The sequence below is a fragment of the Paraburkholderia sp. MM5482-R2 genome (assembly GCF_050436125.1).
Taxonomy (GTDB): Bacteria; Pseudomonadota; Gammaproteobacteria; order Burkholderiales; family Burkholderiaceae; genus Paraburkholderia; species Paraburkholderia tuberum.
Map to the genome: position 1 here is coordinate 302324 of NZ_JBNDLP010000004.1, position 20532 is coordinate 322855.

17 protein-coding genes are annotated in these 20532 nt (G+C 59.9%); 7 read left to right on the forward strand and 10 right to left on the reverse strand.

Annotation, left to right across the window (positions count from 1 at the left end; translation table 11 throughout):
- Positions 1–3: 3 nt before the first annotated feature.
- The 5 genes from OKW37_RS37440 to OKW37_RS37460 all read left to right on the forward strand — a co-directional run bounded on the left by OKW37_RS37440 (position 4) and on the right by OKW37_RS37460 (position 5959).
- Positions 4–1173 (forward strand): ABC transporter ATP-binding protein, encoded by a 1170-nt coding sequence (locus tag OKW37_RS37440; protein ID WP_429402271.1) that lies wholly within the window; start codon positions 4–6, stop codon positions 1171–1173.
- Between the two features lie 50 nt (positions 1174–1223).
- Positions 1224–2102 carry an AraC family transcriptional regulator gene (locus OKW37_RS37445; RefSeq protein ID WP_429402270.1) on the forward strand — a complete coding sequence of 293 codons (879 nt, stop codon included), beginning with the start codon at positions 1224–1226 and terminating at the stop codon, positions 2100–2102.
- A gap of 49 nt (positions 2103–2151) precedes the next feature.
- Positions 2152–3612, forward strand: a complete 1461-nt coding sequence (gene xylB, locus OKW37_RS37450; protein ID WP_429402269.1) for a xylulokinase — start codon at positions 2152–2154, stop codon at positions 3610–3612.
- 671 nt (positions 3613–4283) lie between these two features.
- Positions 4284–5282 (forward strand): methyltransferase, encoded by a 999-nt coding sequence (locus tag OKW37_RS37455; protein WP_429402268.1) that lies wholly within the window; start codon positions 4284–4286, stop codon positions 5280–5282.
- Between the two features lie 56 nt (positions 5283–5338).
- Positions 5339–5959, forward strand: a complete 621-nt coding sequence (locus tag OKW37_RS37460) for a hypothetical protein (RefSeq protein WP_429402267.1) — start codon at positions 5339–5341, stop codon at positions 5957–5959.
- A 494-nt stretch (positions 5960–6453) separates the two neighbouring features.
- On the opposite strand, the gene OKW37_RS37465 is transcribed toward OKW37_RS37460, so the two are convergent.
- The 7 genes from OKW37_RS37465 to OKW37_RS37495 all read right to left on the reverse strand — a co-directional run bounded on the left by OKW37_RS37465 (position 6454) and on the right by OKW37_RS37495 (position 16726).
- Positions 6454–7191 (reverse strand): SDR family oxidoreductase, encoded by a 738-nt coding sequence (locus OKW37_RS37465; protein WP_429402266.1) that lies wholly within the window; start codon positions 7189–7191, stop codon positions 6454–6456.
- Between the two features lie 212 nt (positions 7192–7403).
- Positions 7404–8357, reverse strand: a complete 954-nt coding sequence (locus OKW37_RS37470; RefSeq protein ID WP_429402529.1) for an IS5 family transposase — start codon at positions 8355–8357, stop codon at positions 7404–7406.
- Between the two features lie 163 nt (positions 8358–8520).
- The gene (locus tag OKW37_RS37475) at positions 8521–9324 is read right to left on the reverse strand and encodes an isocitrate lyase/PEP mutase family protein (protein ID WP_429402265.1); all 804 of its coding nucleotides are present in this window, start codon (positions 9322–9324) and stop codon (positions 8521–8523) included.
- 108 nt (positions 9325–9432) lie between these two features.
- Positions 9433–10608, reverse strand: coding sequence for an MFS transporter (locus tag OKW37_RS37480; RefSeq protein ID WP_429402264.1), 1176 nt, complete (start codon positions 10606–10608; stop codon positions 9433–9435).
- Positions 10609–10812: 204 nt separating this feature from the next.
- On the reverse strand, positions 10813–12291 hold the full coding sequence (locus OKW37_RS37485; RefSeq protein ID WP_429402263.1) for an efflux transporter outer membrane subunit: 1479 nt from the start codon (positions 12289–12291) through the stop codon (positions 10813–10815).
- Complete coding sequence (locus OKW37_RS37490; protein ID WP_429402262.1) at positions 12288–15479, reverse strand: efflux RND transporter permease subunit; 3192 nt, start codon at positions 15477–15479, stop codon at positions 12288–12290. The genes OKW37_RS37485 and OKW37_RS37490 overlap by 4 nt, the downstream gene beginning before the upstream one ends.
- Complete coding sequence (locus tag OKW37_RS37495; protein WP_429402261.1) at positions 15476–16726, reverse strand: efflux RND transporter periplasmic adaptor subunit; 1251 nt, start codon at positions 16724–16726, stop codon at positions 15476–15478. The genes OKW37_RS37490 and OKW37_RS37495 overlap by 4 nt, the downstream gene beginning before the upstream one ends.
- 183 nt (positions 16727–16909) lie before the next feature.
- Here OKW37_RS37495 and OKW37_RS37500 point away from each other — a divergent pair, with 183 nt between their 5' ends.
- Positions 16910–17518, forward strand: coding sequence for a winged helix-turn-helix transcriptional regulator (locus OKW37_RS37500; protein WP_429402260.1), 609 nt, complete (start codon positions 16910–16912; stop codon positions 17516–17518).
- 21 nt (positions 17519–17539) lie between these two features.
- Here OKW37_RS37500 and OKW37_RS37505 read toward each other — a convergent pair whose 3' ends face one another.
- Positions 17540–18442 carry a LysR family transcriptional regulator gene (locus OKW37_RS37505; RefSeq protein WP_429402259.1) on the reverse strand — a complete coding sequence of 301 codons (903 nt, stop codon included), beginning with the start codon at positions 18440–18442 and terminating at the stop codon, positions 17540–17542.
- A gap of 150 nt (positions 18443–18592) precedes the next feature.
- Between OKW37_RS37505 and OKW37_RS37510 the strand changes: the two genes are divergently transcribed.
- Positions 18593–19096, forward strand: coding sequence for a DUF1993 domain-containing protein (locus OKW37_RS37510; protein WP_429402258.1), 504 nt, complete (start codon positions 18593–18595; stop codon positions 19094–19096).
- Between the two features lie 497 nt (positions 19097–19593).
- Here the strand turns inward: OKW37_RS37510 and OKW37_RS37515 are convergent, their stop codons facing one another.
- Both OKW37_RS37515 and OKW37_RS37520 read right to left on the reverse strand, forming a co-directional pair.
- A complete protein-coding gene (locus OKW37_RS37515; RefSeq protein ID WP_429402257.1) occupies positions 19594–19932 on the reverse strand; it encodes a hypothetical protein in 339 nt (112 codons plus the stop codon).
- A gap of 3 nt (positions 19933–19935) precedes the next feature.
- Entirely contained in the window at positions 19936–20298 is a 363-nt protein-coding gene (locus OKW37_RS37520; protein ID WP_429402256.1) for a hypothetical protein, read from the reverse strand.
- Positions 20299–20532: the final 234 nt, after the last annotated feature.

Sequence of the window (20532 nt, forward strand, 5' to 3'; positions counted from 1 at the left end):
GCCATGGCCAAAATCGTCTGCAGAGGCCTCACGAAGCGTTACGACGGCGGGCCGCCGGTGCTGCATCCACTCGATATGGAAATCGACGACGGTGAGTTCGTCGTGTTGCTCGGGCCATCCGGATGTGGCAAATCCACGATGCTTCGCATGATTGCGGGTCTCGAAGGTATCACGGGCGGGGACCTTGCGATCGGTGACACCGTCGTGAACGACTTGCCGGCGCGCGAGCGTAACGTCGCGATGGTGTTCCAGAACTACGCCCTGTATCCGCACATGACAGTGTATGACAACGTCGCGTTTGGCTTGCGCCGGCTGAAGGTGCGGGCTGCAGAAATCGACCGTCGCGTGCGAGAAGTCGCTGCGATGCTGAACCTCGACGGGTTGCTCGATCGCAAACCGCGAGCAATGTCGGGCGGCCAGCAGCAGCGCGCTGCGATCGCTCGGGCAATGATCAAGACACCCGAGGTATTCCTCTTCGATGAGCCGCTGTCCAACCTCGACGCGAAACTGCGAGCCCAATTACGAGGCGATATCAAGCGGCTACACAAGCGCCTGAAGACCACGACGGTGTATGTGACGCACGACCAGCTCGAGGCCATGACGCTCGCCGACCGTGTGATCCTGATGCGGGGCGGGCGGATTGAGCAGGCCGGCACGCCATCTGATCTGTACCATTTCCCGTATACGCTGTTCGCCGCAGGGTTCATCGGCACACCCGCCATGAATCTCATATCCGGGACGGTCGAGCGAACAGGTGAAACGTGCTTCGTCCAGGTGCAGGGCCAGCGCTGGGCTCTTGTCGGGCCGCGTTTCGCAGGGCTGCAGCACCGCCAGGCGGTGAAACTGGCGATCCGGCCGAACTATCTGAAGGTGGCGTCCGCAGACGATGAGTTCGGCTCGCTAAGGCTTCGCGGCAAGGTGGAGCTGATCGAACTGCTGGGCGCGGAGGCGCTTGTCACGTTCGAATTCGCCGGCGAACGCCTGGCCGCCCTGGTGCCAGCGGGTGACCTACCCGAACTGGATAGCGTGGTAACGTTTCAGTTCAAAGTAGCCGACCTGCACGTTTTCGATGCCCAGACGGAGCAAAACGTCTCATTGCCTGTTCCTCAGAGCATCAGAACAACGCTCGCCGGTCCGCCACATCAAGAATTGGGTGTACAGGGAGCGGCTTAGCATTAACAAAAGAAGTCGCGGCGTCGAGACGGCCGAGGAGGAGAAGCGGTATGAATCCGGACCTGGAGTTGGTATACACGCGACGGGACGAGTCGTTCCGTGCCTGGGCGCACGACTATCCGCATACGGTAGCGAAATGGCACTTTCATCCGGAGTATGAGATTCACGTCATCCGGGCGTCGACCGGCAAGTTTTTTGTCGGCGATTTCATCGGTGACTTCGCGCCAGGTAACCTGGTGATCACCGGGCCGAATTTACCGCACAACTGGATCAGCGAAGTCGGCGAGCGCGAAACCGTGCCGTCACGCGACGTGGTCCTCCAGTTTTCGCGTGACGCGGTCGAACGCATGGTGGCCGCGTTCACCGAATTGCACTCGATCGTCGGCCTGGTCGACGATGCAGCGCGCGGGATACAGTTTCCGGATGCGGTGGGCCTGGCCATTGCGCCAATGATGCTGGAGCTTGCTGTTTCACACGGTTGTCGCCGCGTCGAATTGTTGATGTCGATCTTCGACAGGTTGTCGGCGTGCACCGAGCGCACCTTGCTGGCGGGACCCGCATACGATGTCAACGCGCATCGCTACATGCAGTCCACGATCAATCAGGTGCTCTCGTACATTCAGCAGAACCTCCCGGGCACATTGCGCGAAGCTGATGTCGCTGAGCTTGCCGGCATGAGCGTGAGCACGTTCACACGCTTTTTCCGACGACATACGGGGTGTACGTTTGTGCAGTACCAGAACCGGCTCCGGATCAACGAAGCGTGTGAACTGCTGATGTGTTCGACGCTTAGCGTGACGGAGATCTGCTATCGCGTTGGCTTTAACAATCTGTCGAACTTCAATCGTCAATTCCTTTCAACGAAAGCGATGCCGCCATCGAAGTTTCGCGCGCTGCATCAGCTTAACGAACACATGATCGCGGCTTGACGTTTTGCTTCGGCAAGACGAGCCGGCCGCAAGAACCAGGACGACACTCTTGACTTTCCTTGGAATCGACCTTGGGACCTCCGAGGTAAAAGCGCTACTCACAGACGACGAATCGCACACGATCGCCACCGGCAGTGCACGACTTGAAGTCGAGAATATTCACCCCCACTGGTCCGAACAGAGCCCGCAGGCGTGGTGGCACGCCACACTTGATGCAATCGCGCAGGTGCGGGCGTCCAATCCCGCTGGCTTTTCGGCGCTACGCGGTATTGGGTTATCTGGACAGATGCATGGCGCGACCCTGCTTGATCGCGCCGGTCAGGTGTTACGCCCGGCGATCCTGTGGAACGACACCCGGGCGTTTGCCGAATGTGTGGAGCTCGAAGCGCTGGTTCCAGAGTCGCGCTCGATTACCGGCAACCTTGCGATGCCGGGTTTCACCGCGCCGAAACTGCTCTGGCTGTCTAAATACGAACCGGCCGTGTTCCGCGCAGCGCACAAGATCCTGTTGCCGAAGGACTACGTGGCGTGGCGCTTAACTGGCGAGTTCGTCTCCGAGATGTCCGATGCGTCGGGCACACTGTGGCTCGACGTCGCGAAGCGTGACTGGTCGGACAGGATGCTCTCCGCGACCGGCCTTTCGCGTGAGCACATGCCCAGGCTGGTAGAAGGCAGCGAGGCTGCGGCACAGTTAAACGATACATTGCGGCGCGAATGGGGCATTGCTAGCCCAGTGCTCCTTTGCGGCGGTGCGGGTGATAACGCAGCCAGCGCGATCGGCATGGGCGTCGCCGACGCCGGTAGCGCGTTCCTGTCATTGGGCACGTCTGGCGTGCTGTTTGCCGGAACTGACCGGTTTGCGCCGAATCCCGCGCAGGCGGTGCACGCGTTCTGCCATTGCTTGCCGGACCGCTGGCATCAGATGAGCGTCATCCTGTCGGCGGCTTCAAGTCTCGCGTGGCTGTCCGACGTGCTTAAGAAGGACGTCGCCGAGCTTGCCGGCTTGGCCGAGAAGGCCGACGCGCGGGGCGCACCGCTGTTCCTGCCGTACCTGAGCGGTGAGCGTACGCCTCACAATGACGCGAATGCAAAGGGTGTGTTCTGGGGGCTAACCAGCGCTCACGGTGAGGCCGACCTTGCGTACAGCGTGATGGAAGGCGTGGCTTTCGCGATGGCCGACGGTTACGCAGCGCTACAAGGTGCCGGGACGGCGCTGGGCACGGCGTCTTTCATTGGAGGCGGCTCGCGTAGCCGTTTCTGGGCGAAGCTTTGTGCAACAGCCACTGGCGTTGCAATGCGCCGCCATCATGGCGGAGATGTCGGCGCCGCTTTAGGCGCTGCACGGCTTGCGCGGTTGGCCGTCACGAAGGAGAACGTCAAGCAGGTGTGTACGTCTCCGGCAACGATCGAGGTATGCGAACCCGACGCAGGGCACCGGACCGTGACCCGGGACCGGCTCGCGCGATATCGCAGAATATACGCGGCGCTTAAAGACGAATTTTCCAGATAGATGTTCATCCAGATCCGTGTATCTCGAAGTTCCGGATTGAGATTGCTTATGTCTTTGCCAGCCTTCCTGTCGCGCCGTTGCTTCTTTCTGTGTCCATGGCCAAGATTGCTGGCGAGGGTGCGCGAGGCGTCGTGAGAATCGCGGCGTTCGATCCCAACTTGCCTGTGGGCGATCAAGTATGGACGAGCGTTGCACCTGACTGTGGACGGTTGCGTCAGGCAGTACGCGGCCATCTGGACGACCTCGGTCCGACGATACTCACAGTTGATAGCGGACGCTCACAGACGCCCACTTCCTTGTCCGGCTATCAGACCAGGCTGATGACCTGCCTGCAGTCACGCCCCAACGAATGACCGCTGTCTGGGTTGACGCAGACGTTCAAACGTCCGCTCCACTCTGTGGATGAACGACCGAAACTGGCCGAACCCGAAAATTCGGGTTCCGGCCGAGACTCACGGAGTGCGCCAGCGCCGCGAATTCGGGATTCCGCTGAATGCGAGCAGGCCTGCGGAGTGGCCGCTTGCCCCCGCTTCAATCAGAGGTTCGACACGCAGCCATTATTCGACTAGGCTTATCAGAAGCCCCGTGCTGCACAAACGCGTTGAAAATCCGCCAAGAAAGATTCGATTCAAACATCTGTTTGCAGGGTATCTCACGATAAGCTACCGACCATGGACGACATCTCTCCGCAGGCCTTCGTCGATGCCGCGATCGCCTATCAGAAGACTGCCGCAGTGAAAGCCGCCGTCGAGCTCGATCTGTTCACCGCGATAGCGGACGAGCACGGCGACGTTAAGCGTATAGCCGAGCGGGTAAAGGCCGCCGAGCGCGGTGTGCGCATACTCTGCGACTTTCTGACCGTGCACGGGTTTCTGCAGAAGGAAACGGGACAGTACCGATTGACGCCGTCGACCGCCGCATTCCTGACGACTTCCTCGCCGGCCTGGACGGGGAGCATCGTGGATTTCCTGGCGGCTCCTGAAATGACGGCACTGTGGCTGGACGACCCTGCGGCGTTCGTTCGCAACGGAGGAGCCGTAGGGCTGGGCAACATCGCCCCCGAGCATCCCGTCTGGGTGAAGTTTGCGCGTGCGATGGCACCCTTCGTGACACAAACCGCACAGAGCATCGCGCAACACGTGAGTGCACGGCCTCAGGCACCGAAGCGCGTGCTGGACATTGCAGCCGGGCATGGGCTGTTCGGAATCGCGATCGCCGAAGCGATCCCCGGCGCGGAAATCGTGGCGACCGACTGGCAACCGGTTCTCGAGGTCGCGACGGAGAACGCCGCAGCGGCCGGTGTCAGTTCGCGTTACCGTACGGTCGCCGGCAGTGCGTTCGAAGTCGATTGGGGTACGAATTTCGATCTGGCGCTGGTCACGAACTTCCTGCACCACTTCGATCCGCCAACCTGCGTGGAATTACTCTCGAAAGTCCGCAGGAGCCTCAGTCCCGCAGGGCGAGCGCTCGCGGTGGAATTTGTTCCCGACGAGGATCGCGTGTCGCCGCCGTTCGCAGCCGCGTTTTCCTTTATGATGCTTGCATCCACGCCGCAAGGCGACGCGTACACCGCGCGCGAACTCGAGCAAATGGGCCGCGAAGCCGGCTTTTCCAACGTAACGGTGACGCCGCTGCCACCTTCGCCGCAAGCCCTCGTTGCATTCGAGTAGCGCACACCCCTCGCGCTCCAGGCACCGCATTTCGTAATGGAGACGGCGTTCAGACGATGTCGATGTTGAAGGTTGCGCTGCCGGCCGACCTGACGGTCGACGCCGAGGTGTGCTCGGCACGGGCGCGGGCGGCTATCTTTCGCCGTCGCGGACGCCCGACGACGTATGCTCTTGCTGACGTACAAAACCTGGTCGATCTTGCTCGTCCTGCGGTCGATGCCGCTCGCAGCCTCGTCGATACCGGAGAACTCTCACTTGCAGTGATCGCCGGAGAGACCGGATTTGGCGATACCGAAAGAATGCGCAGAGCATTCGTCAGGACGCTCGGCCACCCCCTCATTGCTTCACGGGATTTTCAAGAAGGGTTCCGCACCTTGTCCACGGCTCAGTCCCCGCACATGGTTGCGGCGCGATTGGCAGCAACCCTGTACACGGCGATCCGTCAGCGGGCCGCGCTTAATCGTTGCCTGCCTGAAGGCGGTGCGTTTCAGCGGAGATCGAAGTACGGATGCCGAAAGCAGGCGCGTCCGGCGACGCCAAGCACATCACTTGCGGGCTGGATGGTCGCCACCGCGAGACCCGCTCCTGCGAATGCGCAGGCGCCGGACACCAGCGCGACGGCGCGCAGCGCGTCAGTGATGGCGTCGGTTTCCGCCTTCGCCGCACCAGTTCGATGAACACTTTACAGAGCCGACATTGGAATCCTCAACGGCGGCTTTCCGGTTGGTGGTGTGAACGCGTACTGCCGGCCAGGAGGAGTCCCTCGGTGCGTGCCTCTGAACGACCGCTTAGCCGTTACTATCGGACCATCAATCGATGGCCAATGAGACGCAGGACTATGCGATTTTTTATTACTCGCAGAAGCGGCTGAGAGGGCAGAACTATAGTTCCCCACGTTTGTCGCTTGACGCCTGATCATCGCTCTTGTCATCTCGTTTTTCCACAGAACATCTTGCCTCCGAGGCAATGCGAGTTGAGAAGACTCCAATCTCTCGACTAATACAGTGTCGCCTTGGATCGAGAATCGGTAGGACGGATTTGGCGCGTAACTGGTCGTGATCCGCGCATCAGTACTTTGGGCCGCGCGATCCCTATGAGGCACTCCGCACGCGCCTTCCGGAACAGGTCTTTACTCTCGCGCATGCCTCGTCCACGGCCACGCAGATTTCTTTTAAGCGTTGGCACCACCATCGACGGTCAGCGTCGAGCCGGTGACGTAGCTTGCGCTGGCACTCGCGAGGAATACCACCGCCTGCGCGATGTCCGCGCCTTTGCCATAGTCGCCCGTCGCCGTCAGCGATTTCAATGTCGATGCAAACGGACCTTCGACCGGGTTCATGTCGGTATCGATCGAACCCGGCTGAACGAGATTCGCCGTAATACCCTGTGACCCTAGCTCTCTCGCAAGGCCTTGGGTGAAGGCCACGAGCGCGGATTTTGAACCCGCATATACTCCGAGCACCGACGCCGGAACCCGATCGGCAAAGTAGCTTCCGATCGAAATGATCCGCCCGCCGGTCTTGAGATGAGGAATCGCCGCCTTTGCAGTTATGATCGGCGCACGCACGTTGACGTTGAGGGTCGCATCGATGTCTTCGATCGAAATATCTCTTACGTTACCCATTCGAAGAATGCCGGCATTGTTGACCAGGATGTCGAGCCCGCCCAGCGTTTCGACCGTCTTCTGCACCGACGCTTGAATCGCCGATGCATCTGCGCTGTCGGCCTGGATGGCAACGCCACGTCGGCCTTCCGCTTCGATCGCCTTCACGACACTAGCGGCCTGCTCCGCCGATTTTTCATAGGTGATCGCCACATCTGCGCCGGCTGCTGCCAAGGCCTTCGCGATTTCAGCCCCGATTCCCCTGCTTGCTCCCGTTACCAGAGCGCGTTTTCCACTCAGCGTCATTACAATCTCCTTGGTGTGTAAAACGATACAGACGGTTATAAATTGCCGTCTGCCTGTGTTAAGGAAGGTCTGCACAACCCGCTTTTGAAGCATTACCTTTCGCATCAAGCGCAGCCTCGGCCTTCAGATCTTTGTTGGTGAGTTGATTGCCATGGTTTTTCCGCGCGCCGGAGCGCTCCAACCAGACATGTGATCTTCATCGGCCCGGTGTTTCAAGCTTTGCGCAAAGCTCTACGCGCCATCCATAAATTGCCCAAAGCAAACAGCGTAGTGATCTGGGCGGTGTTCTTCATCAAACCACGATAGCGGGTCTTCATGTAACCGAACTGTCGCTTGAGGATGCGAAACGGGTGTTCGACCTTGGCCCGAATACCCGCCTTCAGGCGCTCGATCTGATCATAGATCGCGTCCAACGAGTCGCTCAGATCCAGTTTCCTGCGCTTTGCCGGTCGCATCGCCACATGCCAACGAACCGCGTCAGTCTCACAACGCTTTTCGATACCCTGATAACCGGCGTCCGCATACACGTCCGTTTCCTCACCATGCAGCAACGCCTGGGCTACGGTGATGTCGTGAACATTGGCCGCCGTTCCAATGACCGTATGGACCAGGCCCGAGTCGGCGTCCACGCCGACATGCATTTTCATCCCGAAGTACCAGTTGCCACCTTTCTGCGTTGATTGCATTTCCGGATCACGCGTGCCGGAGCCATTCTTTGTCGAACTGGGCGCGGCAATCAGAGTGGCGTCGACTGCCGATCCAGCCTTGAGCATCAGGCCTTTCTCCGTCAGGATTTCATTGACCAGCGCCAGCATTTGCACCGCCAGTCCGTGCGTTTCCAGCAGATGGCGGAACCGGAGAATCGTGCTTTCATCCGGCAAGCGAACCATCCCGCCGTCGAGACCCGCGAACTCGCGATACAGCGGAACGTCATAGAGTGCCTCTTCCATGGCAGGGTCTGACAGACCGAACCATTGCTGCATGAAATTAATCTGCAACATCGTTGCAATCGGGAACGGCGGCCGACCGGTTTTGCCCGTGGGATAGTGCGGCTCAATCAGCGCAATCAGCTTCAACCAGGGCACAACACGTCGCATCTCATCGAGAAATTCCCGCTTGCGCGTGCGCTTCGTTGACAGATCCAGACCAAGACCAAGCTGCGTCATCACGTTGCCCCCCACCTAATTCGCTCTGTTTCCAGGATAGCTCAGCAACAACGCAATGCCAGGACTTTTGCAGATCTTCCTTAACAATCAAATTTCATCGCCGCAAAACGCGACGCCTCAAGGCGCCATCTGATCAAGCGCACCCTTGCCCTTCACGGGTTTGTCATCCCTGGCGAAAAAGAGCCTGAAGCTCGGCATACGGCACAGGCGTGTCATCGAGCGATTCAGAGCGACCACTCTCCAGGAATTCGCGTGCGATGGCCTTCGCTTTACCGAGCACGACTTGCGAGATGCCGCTGCCCGCACTGAGCCGACGAACCCCTTGCTTACCGAGCGTCGCGGCATCGGCAAGCCCGGGAACCGCCATGACGTTAAGCGGTATCCGGATCGAGCCGGCTATCGTCTCGATATCGGACGTATGCACAAGTGCAGGAAGAAAAAGACCATCCGCGCCCGCCGATGTATACAGCTTCCCTCGTGCGATCGACTCTTCCGGCTGCGTCGATTTCTCGACAAGGCTTGCCAGAAAAACGTCGCTGCGTGCGTTAATGAAGAGTTCCGAACCGGACTTCGCAACGGCACGCTTGATCGCCTCGATCTTGGAAGCGAGAAGCGACGCTGCGTCCGGGCCGTCCTCGATATTGATGCCGGCAATTCCTAGCTCCACCAGCCGCATGACATGGTCCGCAACCGTTTTCGGGTCGTCGGAATAGCCGTTTTCAATATCGACCGACAGTGGCACCTTCAGAACGCGGATGATGCGTCGAACAGTGGCTACAACCTCATCGAAGGGAAGAACCCGTCCGTCCGGATAACCCAGTGCCCATGCGAACCCTGCGCTGGTCGTCGCGATTGCCGGAGCGCCTAGCGCTTCGACAAGACGTGCACTCCCGGCGTCCCACACATTCGGTAACCGTAGCGGCGATGCATTGCGGTGCAACTGATGAAATGTGCTTGCGTGAGACATTGTTGTTCCTCCTTGCGGATCAGGTAAGGCCAGCGCGAAGAGAGCCCAAATACCGGCATCGTGCACAGTCTTCGTCCGGCGATTGCATTGATGATTAACTGGCAACGCTCACGCAGCAACAACGCGCTTCGCCGTATTTGAGAACGACGCAATGCGACGCGTTGCAAGCCCGGACACGACGATTGCGATGACCACCGGAACGCTGGCGAGGTAGCCCAGGTTGTGAGTGCCGATGAGCGGAATCATGGCTGCACCGAGGGCGCCCGCGATCGACACACCCACGTAGGTCGCCGACGTATTCAGACCGACCAGCACGGAGGTCATCGGCGGATTGAGGCTCGCGAGTCGAAACTGTTGCGGCACCAGTACACCCCATGCACAGGCTCCCCAGATCGTGACCGCGATTGCCGCACTCCAAAGGTGTGCGCCGGTGATCGGCATCGTGAGGATGGCGATGGCGACGATAGAGAGTTTGATCACGACGACCTTGTGCGAGCCGATCCTGTCGAGAATGCGTCCGGTCAGCAGATTCGAACAGGTGCCCGCAAGCCCCCATAGCACCAGCAGTCCGCCGAGCAACACTGCGCTGTGACCCGTCGCACGGTCGAACACGACGGAGAAGTAGCTGAACATGATGAAGGTACCGATCTGCGCCAGCACCGTCGTGGCAAGCGTGAGTCCGACGCGGGAATCCGTGACCGGAGACAGACGCCCGGTGAGCGAGATGGCGGGCGGCAGCGGGACTTCGGGCAAAAACGCCAGGATACCGGCGAACGCAGCAGCGCCCAGCACGGCGACCAGCACCAAAGTCCAGTGCCAGCCCGCAAGCCCGCCGATCACCGCACCGATCGGCGAGCCTAGCGCAGTCGCCGTCGTCAGGCCGGCAACGATGATCGACAACGCATATCCGCGACGCTCGGGCGGCACGAGCGATGCACCGGTTCCGCTGGCAGTCGGTGAGAACATTGCTGCACCAAGACCGGCAAAAGCCCGCGTGGCCAACGCGATGCCGAAGTTTGGCGCAACGATGGTACCGAGATTGGCGATGACGAACAGCCCGATACCGCTGAGCAACAGACGCTTGCGCGCAACGTTGGCAGCCAGCGCCGCGATGGTCGGACCGAGTAGTGCGTAGCTCAGTGCATAGACACTGATCAGCTGGCCGGAAGCGCCGATGCTAACGCCGAACGAGTGAGCAATTTCCGGCAGGATGCCCGCGAAGACAAAGCTGTCGGTGCCAAGCGCGAACATGCCAAGTGCGAGTGTTAGAAGGCGGCGATCCATGGGGACTTCTCCGTAAAGATGGCGAGTAGAGTTGCTTGACGAAACTATAGGTAAGCCGCGCGGGCCGCACTACCAGGCGGAAGTGGGAAGCTGTTCCCCACAAAACGGACAGGTGGATTGCCGCGCACATTGCTGCTACGCGGCACGAAGCGGCAAGTAGGCGCACGTAGGCGCACGTAGGCGCACAAAACGCGCCCCTACGAGTCAGTTCGTCTGGGCGACGTGCTGCTCAGGAGCGTCCCATCCGCCTCCCAGCGAACGGAACGTTCTCACCGCAGCGCGGGCAGCGTCTGCCTTCGTCGCATCGAGATCGTTGCGGGCATCGAGAAGCTGTCGATCGGCATCGAGCACATCGGTCAGCGTGATCGAACCTGCGCGATACGCCTTCTCCGAGAGATCGCGCGCCTTCATCAACGAGTCGACCTCCTGCTGGATTTCCTGCAAACGGATCTCCGTTTGAGAAAGCGTCATCAAGGCGTCTTCGACGTCCTCAGTTGCCTTGAGCGCTGCCTCGCGATACTGCGCGAGTGCTTCCGCATACGATCCGCGCGCATTCCTGACCTCGGCATCGACCTTGCCGAAATCGAAAAGACGCCATTGCAGCGCGCCTGTCCCGACAGGCTGGAACGACTTCGCACTGAGGAAGCCGCTGCCGGTGATGCTGTCGAATCCCAGTGCGCCGGCGAGCGAAATCTTCGGGTAGTACTCGGAAAGTGCCGCGCCGATCGCTTCGTTCGAGGCTGCCAGATGACGCTCTGCAGCAATGATGTCAGGGCGGCGTCGCAGCACATCGACGGGCTGATCCATACGTCCGATCGCGGGAACCTCCGGAATCGCGCCAGCGTGCGCGCCGAGTTCCACCGCATAGGTGCCCGGCTGCGCACCCATCAGCACATCGAGTCGATTCAATTGAGCTTCGAGCGTCACCCGTAAGCTCGGGACAGTGGCCCGTGCCTGACGCAACAGGGCTTCCGCCTGTGCGACTTCGCGCGCGTCGGCGGCACCGGCCTGCTTGCGCGCTTTCACGAGTTCGAGCAGATGTGCATCGGTATCCACCTGATCCTGCGTGACTGCCAGTGCCGCCTGCAGTCCTCTGATTTGCAGATACGCGTCCGCGGCGTCGGCCGCCACTGTTACGCGCGTTCCAAGTTGCGCAGCCTCGGCGGCCTGTTCTTCGTCAGTGGCGGCTGCATGCGTGCGCCTCAAGCCGCCGGCCAGATCGATTTCCCAGCTTGCAGTCGCACCCGCGACATATTCCTTCTGGTTGCGACTGTAATTGGGGAATGCGCTCGCGAGCGTGCCTAGAGGACTCTGGACACTCTGATGCTCTGCCGAATACGACGCGTTGGCATCGACGGTAGGAAGCAGTTGCGCGCCCGCTGCCTGAGCCGCAGCGCGCGACTGCGCAACCCGTGCGATCGAAGCCTGAATACTCAGGTTTTGAGCCAGCGCGCGCTGTACCACCTTGACCAGTTCTGGGTCGTCGAACCCGGTCCACCAGCTATCGAGTTTCGGTGCCGGCAGCGTCGTCTGGCGGTCAGCGACTGTCTTCGCGTTGTGGAACGATGTCATCTCGATGTCGGGCGCGACATAGTCCGGTCCGACGGCACAGCCCGCAAGGAAAGCGCTGACGATCAGACTGCCCATGATCGCTTTCGATGTTCTGGATATGACGGTGTTCATTTCACTTCTCCTCTACCGAGTTGCCGGGGCAACGCTGGCGTGTCCTTGATGCCAAGCTTGCGAACGAAGGCAAAAAACGCAGGCGTGAACGCAAGCCCGAAGAGCGTCACGCCGAGCATGCCGAAGAACACCGTCGTGCCGAGCGACTGCCGCATTTCCGAGCCTGCCCCGCTTGCGATGGCAAGTGGCGCGACCCCTGCAATAAACGCGAACGACGTCATCAGGATCGGGCGCAGTCGCACGTGGGCTGCATGGACCGCCGCGTCCTCCGCACCGACACCGTCCTCCTCCTGGCGCTGCTTCGCGAACTCGACAATCAGGATCGCGTTCTTCGCCGCGAGCCCCACAAGGACGACAAAACCGATTTGCGCGAGGATGTCGATCGGCATCCCTCTAACGTTCAGTCCAATCGCGGCTGCGAGAAGACACATCGGAACGATCAGAACGATCGCGAGCGGTGTTTTCCAACTTTCATACTGCGCGGCAAGGACCAGAAAGACGAACAACGCAGACGCCGCGAAGATCACGAGCGGCGACATGGTCTGCTCTTTTTGCTGATGAGCCAGGTCGGTCCACTCATAGGAGACCCCGTTCGGAAGCACCTGATCCGCGAGATGTTCCATATGCTCGATCGCGTCTCCCGATGAGTAGCCTGGCCCGGCCGCGCCCATGATTTCTGCGGCGGGATACATGTTGTAGCGAGGCACCCGATAGGGTTCGGTCACGTTCTGGAATGTCGCGACACTGCTGACAGGCACCATTTCACCGGCCGCATTGCGGACCTTGAGACGGCCGATATCCTCCGGCGTCTGACGGAATGCCTGATCGCCCTGCACCCGAACCTGATACGTGCGGCCCATGAAGTTGAAATCGTTCACGTACTGGGAGCCGAGATAGAGGTTCATCGTCGAAAACACATCGGTTGGCGTGAGACCGACTTTCTCTGCTTTCAGGCGATCGATATCCGTGAACACGGACGGTGCTCCGGCGTTGTATAGCGTAAAGACGCCGCCGAATACCTTGTCCTTGTTAGCCGCTGCGACCAGAATATTAGCGGCCTTTGCGAGTGCCTGCGGACCCACGCCACCGCGATCTTCGAGCATCAGCTTGAAGCCACCCGCTGAACCCAGTCCCTGAACCGGCGGTGGATTGACCACGACGACGACCGCATCCTTGACGACCGAGACCCGCTTGCGCAGCGTGACCAGCATCGATGCTGCGTTGACGCCTGGGACGTGCTTCCCATAGAGCGAGGGAAGTCCATAGAAAAGCGTACCCACGTTAGGCGCGGTGGTGCCCGTCGTCACATCGAAACCTGCCACCGGCGACGTATGCGTGACACCCTTCATTCCCGGCGTATTCAGAACGATGTCGTTGATCTCCCGGATCACCTTGTCGGTGCGCTCGAGGCTCGAACCTGGCGGAAGGAATGCAATGACGGCCTGATATCCGATGTCCTGATCCGGAATAAAACCCGTTGGCATCCTCGACATCTGGAATGCAGTCGCAGCAATCAGCCCTGCATAGACGATCAGCATCACAGTCGTCGCGCGGACGAAACGGCCGGTCAGCTTTCCATACCTGGACGACAACCATTCGAACGACAGGTTGAATCGTCCAAAGACTGCATGGTGGATGCGGCCGAGCATACTGGCTCCGCCGTGAGGTTTCTCCATCGCATGAGGCTTGAGAAGCACGGCACAAAGTGCGGGACTCAGCGTGAGAGAAACGAAGCACGAGATGACGGTGGATGCCGCAATCGTAATCGCGAACTGCTTGAAGAAAAGACCGGAGATGCCGGACATCAAGGCCGTGGGACCGAACACTGCGCACAGCGTGAGCGCGATGGCAATGATCGCGGTCGAGACCTCGTTCATCGTTTGATGCGCCGCTTCTCGTGGTGACATGCCACGCGCCATATTCCGTTCGACGTTCTCGACCACCACGATTGCATCGTCCACGACGATCCCAACGGCGAGGACCAGTCCGAACAGTGAGAGGTTGTTAATCGACGCGCCGAACAGCGAAAGGATCGTGAAGGTTCCGACCAGCGAAACCGGAATCGCGACGACCGGAATGATCGTGGCGCGCCAGTTCTGAAGGAACAGATACACCACCCCCACCACGAGTAGCACGGCAATGGTGATCGTTTTGGCGACTTCTTCGATGGACTGACCGACGAACGTCGTGGGGTCGTAGATCTTGATGTAGTCGATGCCGGGCGGGAAGCTCTTCCTTAGTTCCGCCATCTTTTTCCAGACGGCATGCTCGACCTGCACGACGTTCGCATCGGGCGTAGCAATCACGAACCAGGGCGTCGACGCGTAGCGGTCTGCATAAGCCTTGGAACCGTAATCGACCGAGCCCAGTTCGGCGCGACCGATATCGCGAATCCGGGTAACACGACCCTGCGAGTCAGACTTGACGACGATATCGCCGAACTGCTCGGGCGTCTTGAGACGACCCAGCGCATCGACGTTGATCTGGTAAGCACCGGTGCCTTTATTCGAAACGGGCGGTTGATTGAGGACGCCCGCCGACAAGGGCGCGTTCTGAGCGCGAAGTGCCGCCAGAATTTCGGTGGCGCTGATGTTGTACGACGCAGCCTTGTCCGGATCGATCCAGATCCGCATTGCGTACTGCCGCTCGCCGAATAGCTGGAAGTCCGACACGCCCGGCAGACGCGCGATCTGGTCGCGGATCTTGAGCATATAGTTCGACATGTACTCAGGACTGCGTGATCCGTCGGGCGAGTAGACGTGTACGCCGAGCAGAAGGGCCTGAATCGTCTTCTTCACCTGGACGCCTTGCAGCTGCACGTCCTGCGGCAAGCGCGACAAGGTATCTTCGACGCGGCTACGTGTCAGCAGCAGCGCAGTGTCCGGGTTCGTGCCGACCTTGAAGATCACCGTGATCGTCAGCTGACCGTTACCCGTCGACTGGCTCGAAATGTAGTCCATGTTCTCGACGCCGTTGATGGACTGTTCAAGCGGCGTTGCAACGGTGCGGGCAATGGTATCGGCCGACGCACCCGGATACGACGTCGTAATCTGGATCGTCGTGGGAACGATGTTCGGATATTGGGCCACGGGCAACGACATCATGGTTGCCAGACCGATCAGAACCACGAATATGTTGAGCACCGCCGCAAAACGTGGGTGCTCGATAAAGAAGTGAGTCAGTTTCATGATGCCGCTCCTTCGTTACCCTGCTCCGTCGAGAACCTTATCGTTCCGGCTTGCGGGGAAATCTTCGCGCCGGGATGGACAGCCGCAATGCCGTCGATCACGACGCGATCAGTCGGCTTCAATCCAGAGCGGATGATTCGCAGACCGCCGCGGAGATCGCCTGTCTCGACCTTTCTCGGCGTGGCCACGTTGTCGTCTCCAACGACGTAGACCATGTGGTCCGTCTGGTCCTCGAGTACGGCGGCGTCGGGCACGAGCAATGCCGGTTGCGGTGCAGTCGTTGCGAGCCGGACACGGGCAAAGCCTCCGGGCGTCAACGACAGATCGCTATTGGGAATGGTTGCGCGCGCGTGGATGGTCCCGCTCGACCGGTCGAGCGCGTTGTCGATGAAATTAAGCGTGCCGGTGCGGGTAAAACCGCTATCGCCGGTCGGCGAAATATTCACCGTGTCGGCCAGCGGCCCTCTCTGCGTTCCACGCGAGCGCTGGAATGCGGCGTAGTCGTTTTCGCTGATATCGAAATCCAGATGGACCGGATCGAGCGAAACGATGGTCGCGAGCAGCGTCGTTGGGCCGCTACCTGCGCGGCTGCCGGACACCAGATTGCCGGTCGACACCTCGTGCGTGCCGATGCGGCCGGTGAACGGTGCCGTGATCTTGCAGCGATCCAGGTCGAACCTGGCGTCGCGAACCAGCGCATTTGCATTGTCGACGGCCGCTTGAGCCGCACGCTGCTCGGCGACTTTCTGATCGACGTTCTCGACCGTGCCTGCCTCCGAGCGCTGCAATTCCTGAGCGCGGGCGAGCTGCCGCGTTGCGAGTGCCAGTCGGGCATTCGCGGATTCCAGTTCGGCTGTCGCTTCACTCAGTTTGATCTGATACGGTTCTGGGTCGATCTCGAAGAGCAGATCGCCTTTATGCACGATGTCGCCGTCCCTGAAGTTGATCTGGGTAAGCGTGCCACCGACCTGCGCACGCAATTCGACGCGGTTCACCGCTGAGAACTGGCCAAAGAACGCGAGCCGGCCTTCGATATCGCGCTGCAATGGCGCACTGACTGCAACGGACGGCGGCGACGGCACGGCAACAGGAGCCGAACTCGACGAATGCAGGTGAAACGCCGTCGCGGCCACGGCGATGACGACAACGGCCGCGACGCCTTTACCGACCCATCGAACGGCCCCGGCGTTTGCCGAGCGTTCCGGAGCAGCGCTCCGTGTCTCGGACTGATCGATTTGAATGTTCATCGTATTCCTAAGTATGGATACAGGCTGGACAACGGCGTCGTATGCCTTGACTCGCCCGTGAGGTGATCCTTCCTTGCTGTCTTGCAGGAAGGCAGCGCCAATAATCCGGAAGCTGGCCGCGTTCCGGGTATGTCCCGTGACATCTACCGGCTAAGTTTCGTGACGCAACTATAGGTAACGCAGTTGCGTCACACTACTGGCCGAAATCGGGAAGCTGTTCCCCATAAACTGATTAAGTTGCATGACGCAACTTGCGCTACGATATGGTCCATCATGTACAGAAAACGCTTCGATGGAATGGACTGTTCGGTCGCTCGCGCCCTCGACGAGGTCGGCGAGTGGTGGACGCTGCTGATCGTTCGCGAATGCACGCAGGGCGGCAGGCGCTTCGACGAGTTTCAGAGCGGGCTCGGTATCTCCCGCAATATCCTGACGGCTCGCCTTGAGCGCTTGATCGAGCTTGAGATTCTCGAACGTTTCCCGCTTGCAGAACGCGCGAATACGTTCGGTTACCGGTTGACCTCGAAAGGGGCAGACCTGTACCCGGTGCTGGTCGCACTCATGCAATGGGGCGACAAGTGGCTAGCGCGAAATGGCAAACCGCCGATCGAACTGGTGGAACATGCAAGCGGGCATCGCGTAGAAGCCGTGGGGGTTCGCTCACCTAGCGGGCAAGCATTGAAATACCAGGACGTGCGGTTTGCGCCCGGGCCAGGCGCGACGAAGGCGACGCGAGAGGTCATCGAGAACCGGAACGACCGGGTACTCGGCAATCAGGATGAAGAATCGTAAGTGGCGAAAGCGGGAAAGATGCTATGACCGCTTTTGCTTGCCGAATCTGGAAAGCGACTCTCTGAGTTTGGGCGCCGCAAAGTCGATGAAGTGACGTAGCTTTATCGCCATCAGGTTTCTGGACACATGCACCAGATGAACCGGCACCGGATCGATTTCAAACTCGGACAGGAGTATCTCGAGTTGTCCGTTTCGAACCGCTTCATCGGCATCGTGTTCGAAGACGAAGGTGATACCGGCACTGTCCATCGCGGCGCTGACGGCAGCGTCCGGCGACGTGACCTCGAGCCGGGCTTTCACTTCGAGCATATAGATCTTGTTGCTCGCAGGAAGACGGAAGCGCCACGGCGACAGATACGGGCTGTTGAAGACGACACACGAATACTTCACGAGGTCGTCGGGTTCGCGCGGGAGTGAATGCTTTGCCAGGAAGTCCGGACTCCCGCAGACGATCGGCCGCAATGAACCAATACGCGTGGCGATCATATTGCTGTCCGGAAGCTCTCCGATCCGCACTGCGAGATCGGCGTGCGAATCGATGAGGTCGATGTTCCGGTCTGAAAGCAGCAGTCGAACGGTGATGTCCGGGTATTGCGCGAGGAACTGGTTGATGACAGGCAAGACATGCAGGCGACCCAGCTGCACAGGTGCCGTCACCACGAGTTCTCCTCTCGCCGTCGAAAACTCACCCGTGGCTTCGTGCTCCTGTTCACGCACGAGATCGAGGATGCGCCGGGCCGCCGCCACATACGACATGCCCGCTTCGGTCAGGGTTAGCTTTCGGGTGGTGCGTATGAGCAAGCGGGTTCCGAGCAGCTCCTCGAGATCGGCCACCTTGCGAGTGAGCGTGCTGACAGGGATTTTCAGTTGACGCGCTGCTGCCGAGAGGCTGCCTCCGTCCACAGCAGTCAGCAACATTTCCATCGCTTCAAGTCGGTCCAAGGCGCTTGCTCACGTAAGGTTCAGCTCGCAGTATTGTATGAGATACAAACATCCCTCGCTGCACAATGACCGGGCGCTTCGCGGCGGTTGTGCGGCGCCGGTTCACGGAAACACATCTCATGGGAGACGCCAATGTATGCACAGGCTATCGCACAATGCGTTCAGGCAGTAAGAGCAATGGAAACCTATCTCGACAAGGCCGAGCGCACCGCGAATGCGAAGAAGTTCGATGTCGCGGTTCTGCTATCGACTCGCCTTGCCCCAGACATGGGCGGGTTGCTCTATCAGATACAAAGCGCTTGCGACTATTTGAAGGGCGGAGCCGCGTGGCTTTCCGGACAGCAGCCACCGCGGCATGAGGACAATGAACACACGCTCGACGAAGCGCGTGCACGCATTCGCAAGACGATCGACTTCGCCGAAAGTGTAGCTGTGGACCAGTACGCGGACGCCGCGAATCGAATCGTCCAGGTGTCGTGGGTGCCCGGTAAGCTAACTGGTGAAAACTATTTGCTGCAGATCGTGATTCCGAATGTCTACTTCCATGTATCTATGGCTTACGCGATCTTGCGCACGAATGGGGTCGACCTCGGGAAAATGGATTTCATCGGTCCGGTCAATTCTGTTGATCTTTGAGCAACACTCTTCCTTGGTCGCAACTCGAAAACCTGCCGCTAACTCCTGCGTCTCCGACCCAAACAAGACTTTTTCAACACAATCCAATCGAAAGCGGACTTTGAACTGCAAGAGCTGACCGCCCGCTTCGGGTCGTGTGCTGTCCTCGCGCAGGCGAAAAGCTTTCATTCGAAATGACCGATGGTCCAAAGACAGCAGAGCAACCCATAGCGGCCCTTGGCCGGAGATTGGCCCAATGACCACAATGGCCGAGCTGCTGCCTCTGAGGCGCCGTCATGAACGACCGGTCCATCTTGTTATCTGCGCTTGAACTCCCAACGTCGCACCGGCGGCGATGCGGTCGACAAGACTCGTTCAGCGAGAAGGCTAACCTGTTCAACCGAAGGTAACGAGCCGCCTGAGTGTCGCGACGGTGAGTTCGGGATGCCCCGTGAGAAACGGCAATCCATGATCGGCAGTCTGAGCGACGCGCGGAGCCGCATGGGGCGGTAAGCCCTCTAGTCGCGCTCGTGAAATTCCCAGGGATTCATCCTGTCGACAGATACCGGTGCATTGGGTCGGGGCACGACGCCCTTCAGGGCTTGCATTGAGCCATCCGGTCCGGACGGCGGATCGACGCGAAGCCAACGCCCCAGCGTATCGCGGACACACTGCTGGCAAAGGTCAAGGCTCACATGGGCGCCGTCGCCGAAAATCGAGCCAAAGCCGCCACGCCAATCGAGCGACATCTTTTCGTACCACTCCCCCTGATCGTCAACGGGCGTCATGCGCCGGCCGCAGCGGTCGCATGTGCATGCCGCGACCTCCTGCACCGTCCTGTCCCGGTATTCGCGCATGACCTATCCTTTTCCCCAGTCCGAATTTTCCCAGTCCGGCGGCACGAGACCAAGCTGCTTCGCAGTGTCGACCGGCAGGCGCAACAGCACCGTGCCCGGGCCGCGCTCCATGTTGCCGAGCATCGTGACTTCAGCGGCTACACCGTCGAGCTCGAGATACACGACGTCCTCCGGCTCAAGAATCTCGGTGTAGAGATCCCAGCCGGGCTGATCACCCTCTTTCGCCTGATACCTGATGTGGTTCCTGGTACTCGTGAATCCCTGTCCCTTTTGCGAGCGTTTCGCCGATGCCCTGATTGTCGGTGGCCAATCGCGCAGATACTGGATGCGGTCAGCGGCGTCACTGACAGCCGCCCCTCGTTTCACTGTTCATCATGCGATCCCGGTTGGCCAGAAAGGTTCGCAGGTGCTCCGGCCTTATCCCTTCTTCCCGATGGAGCAGCCGATCTGAATGCGGCCATGACAGACTCGAGTCGATAACCGCAATATGCTCCAGGGAGCGCCATTGTCGCAATCTCCGATGCCCGGCGTATAGGGTGTAGGGCGAGAAGCAGGTTGGCCGGGCGGCCGCGCTGCCTGACGCTTATCAAATTTACAGCG

Coding starts and splice junctions, on each gene's coding strand:
- OKW37_RS37440 (WP_429402271.1), top strand. CDS start 4: ATGGCCAAAATCGTCTGCAGAGGCCTCACGAAGCGTTACGACGGCGGG.
- OKW37_RS37445 (WP_429402270.1), top strand. CDS start 1,224: ATGAATCCGGACCTGGAGTTGGTATACACGCGACGGGACGAGTCGTTC.
- OKW37_RS37455 (WP_429402268.1), top strand. CDS start 4,284: ATGGACGACATCTCTCCGCAGGCCTTCGTCGATGCCGCGATCGCCTAT.
- OKW37_RS37460 (WP_429402267.1), top strand. CDS start 5,339: ATGTCGATGTTGAAGGTTGCGCTGCCGGCCGACCTGACGGTCGACGCC.
- OKW37_RS37465 (WP_429402266.1), bottom strand. CDS start 7,191: ATGACGCTGAGTGGAAAACGCGCTCTGGTAACGGGAGCAAGCAGGGGA.
- OKW37_RS37470 (WP_429402529.1), bottom strand. CDS start 8,357: ATGACGCAGCTTGGTCTTGGTCTGGATCTGTCAACGAAGCGCACGCGC.
- OKW37_RS37475 (WP_429402265.1), bottom strand. CDS start 9,324: ATGTCTCACGCAAGCACATTTCATCAGTTGCACCGCAATGCATCGCCG.
- OKW37_RS37480 (WP_429402264.1), bottom strand. CDS start 10,608: ATGGATCGCCGCCTTCTAACACTCGCACTTGGCATGTTCGCGCTTGGC.
- OKW37_RS37485 (WP_429402263.1), bottom strand. CDS start 12,291: ATGAACACCGTCATATCCAGAACATCGAAAGCGATCATGGGCAGTCTG.
- OKW37_RS37490 (WP_429402262.1), bottom strand. CDS start 15,479: ATGAAACTGACTCACTTCTTTATCGAGCACCCACGTTTTGCGGCGGTG.
- OKW37_RS37495 (WP_429402261.1), bottom strand. CDS start 16,726: ATGAACATTCAAATCGATCAGTCCGAGACACGGAGCGCTGCTCCGGAA.
- OKW37_RS37505 (WP_429402259.1), bottom strand. CDS start 18,442: ATGGAAATGTTGCTGACTGCTGTGGACGGAGGCAGCCTCTCGGCAGCA.
- OKW37_RS37510 (WP_429402258.1), top strand. CDS start 18,593: ATGTATGCACAGGCTATCGCACAATGCGTTCAGGCAGTAAGAGCAATG.
- OKW37_RS37515 (WP_429402257.1), bottom strand. CDS start 19,932: ATGCGCGAATACCGGGACAGGACGGTGCAGGAGGTCGCGGCATGCACA.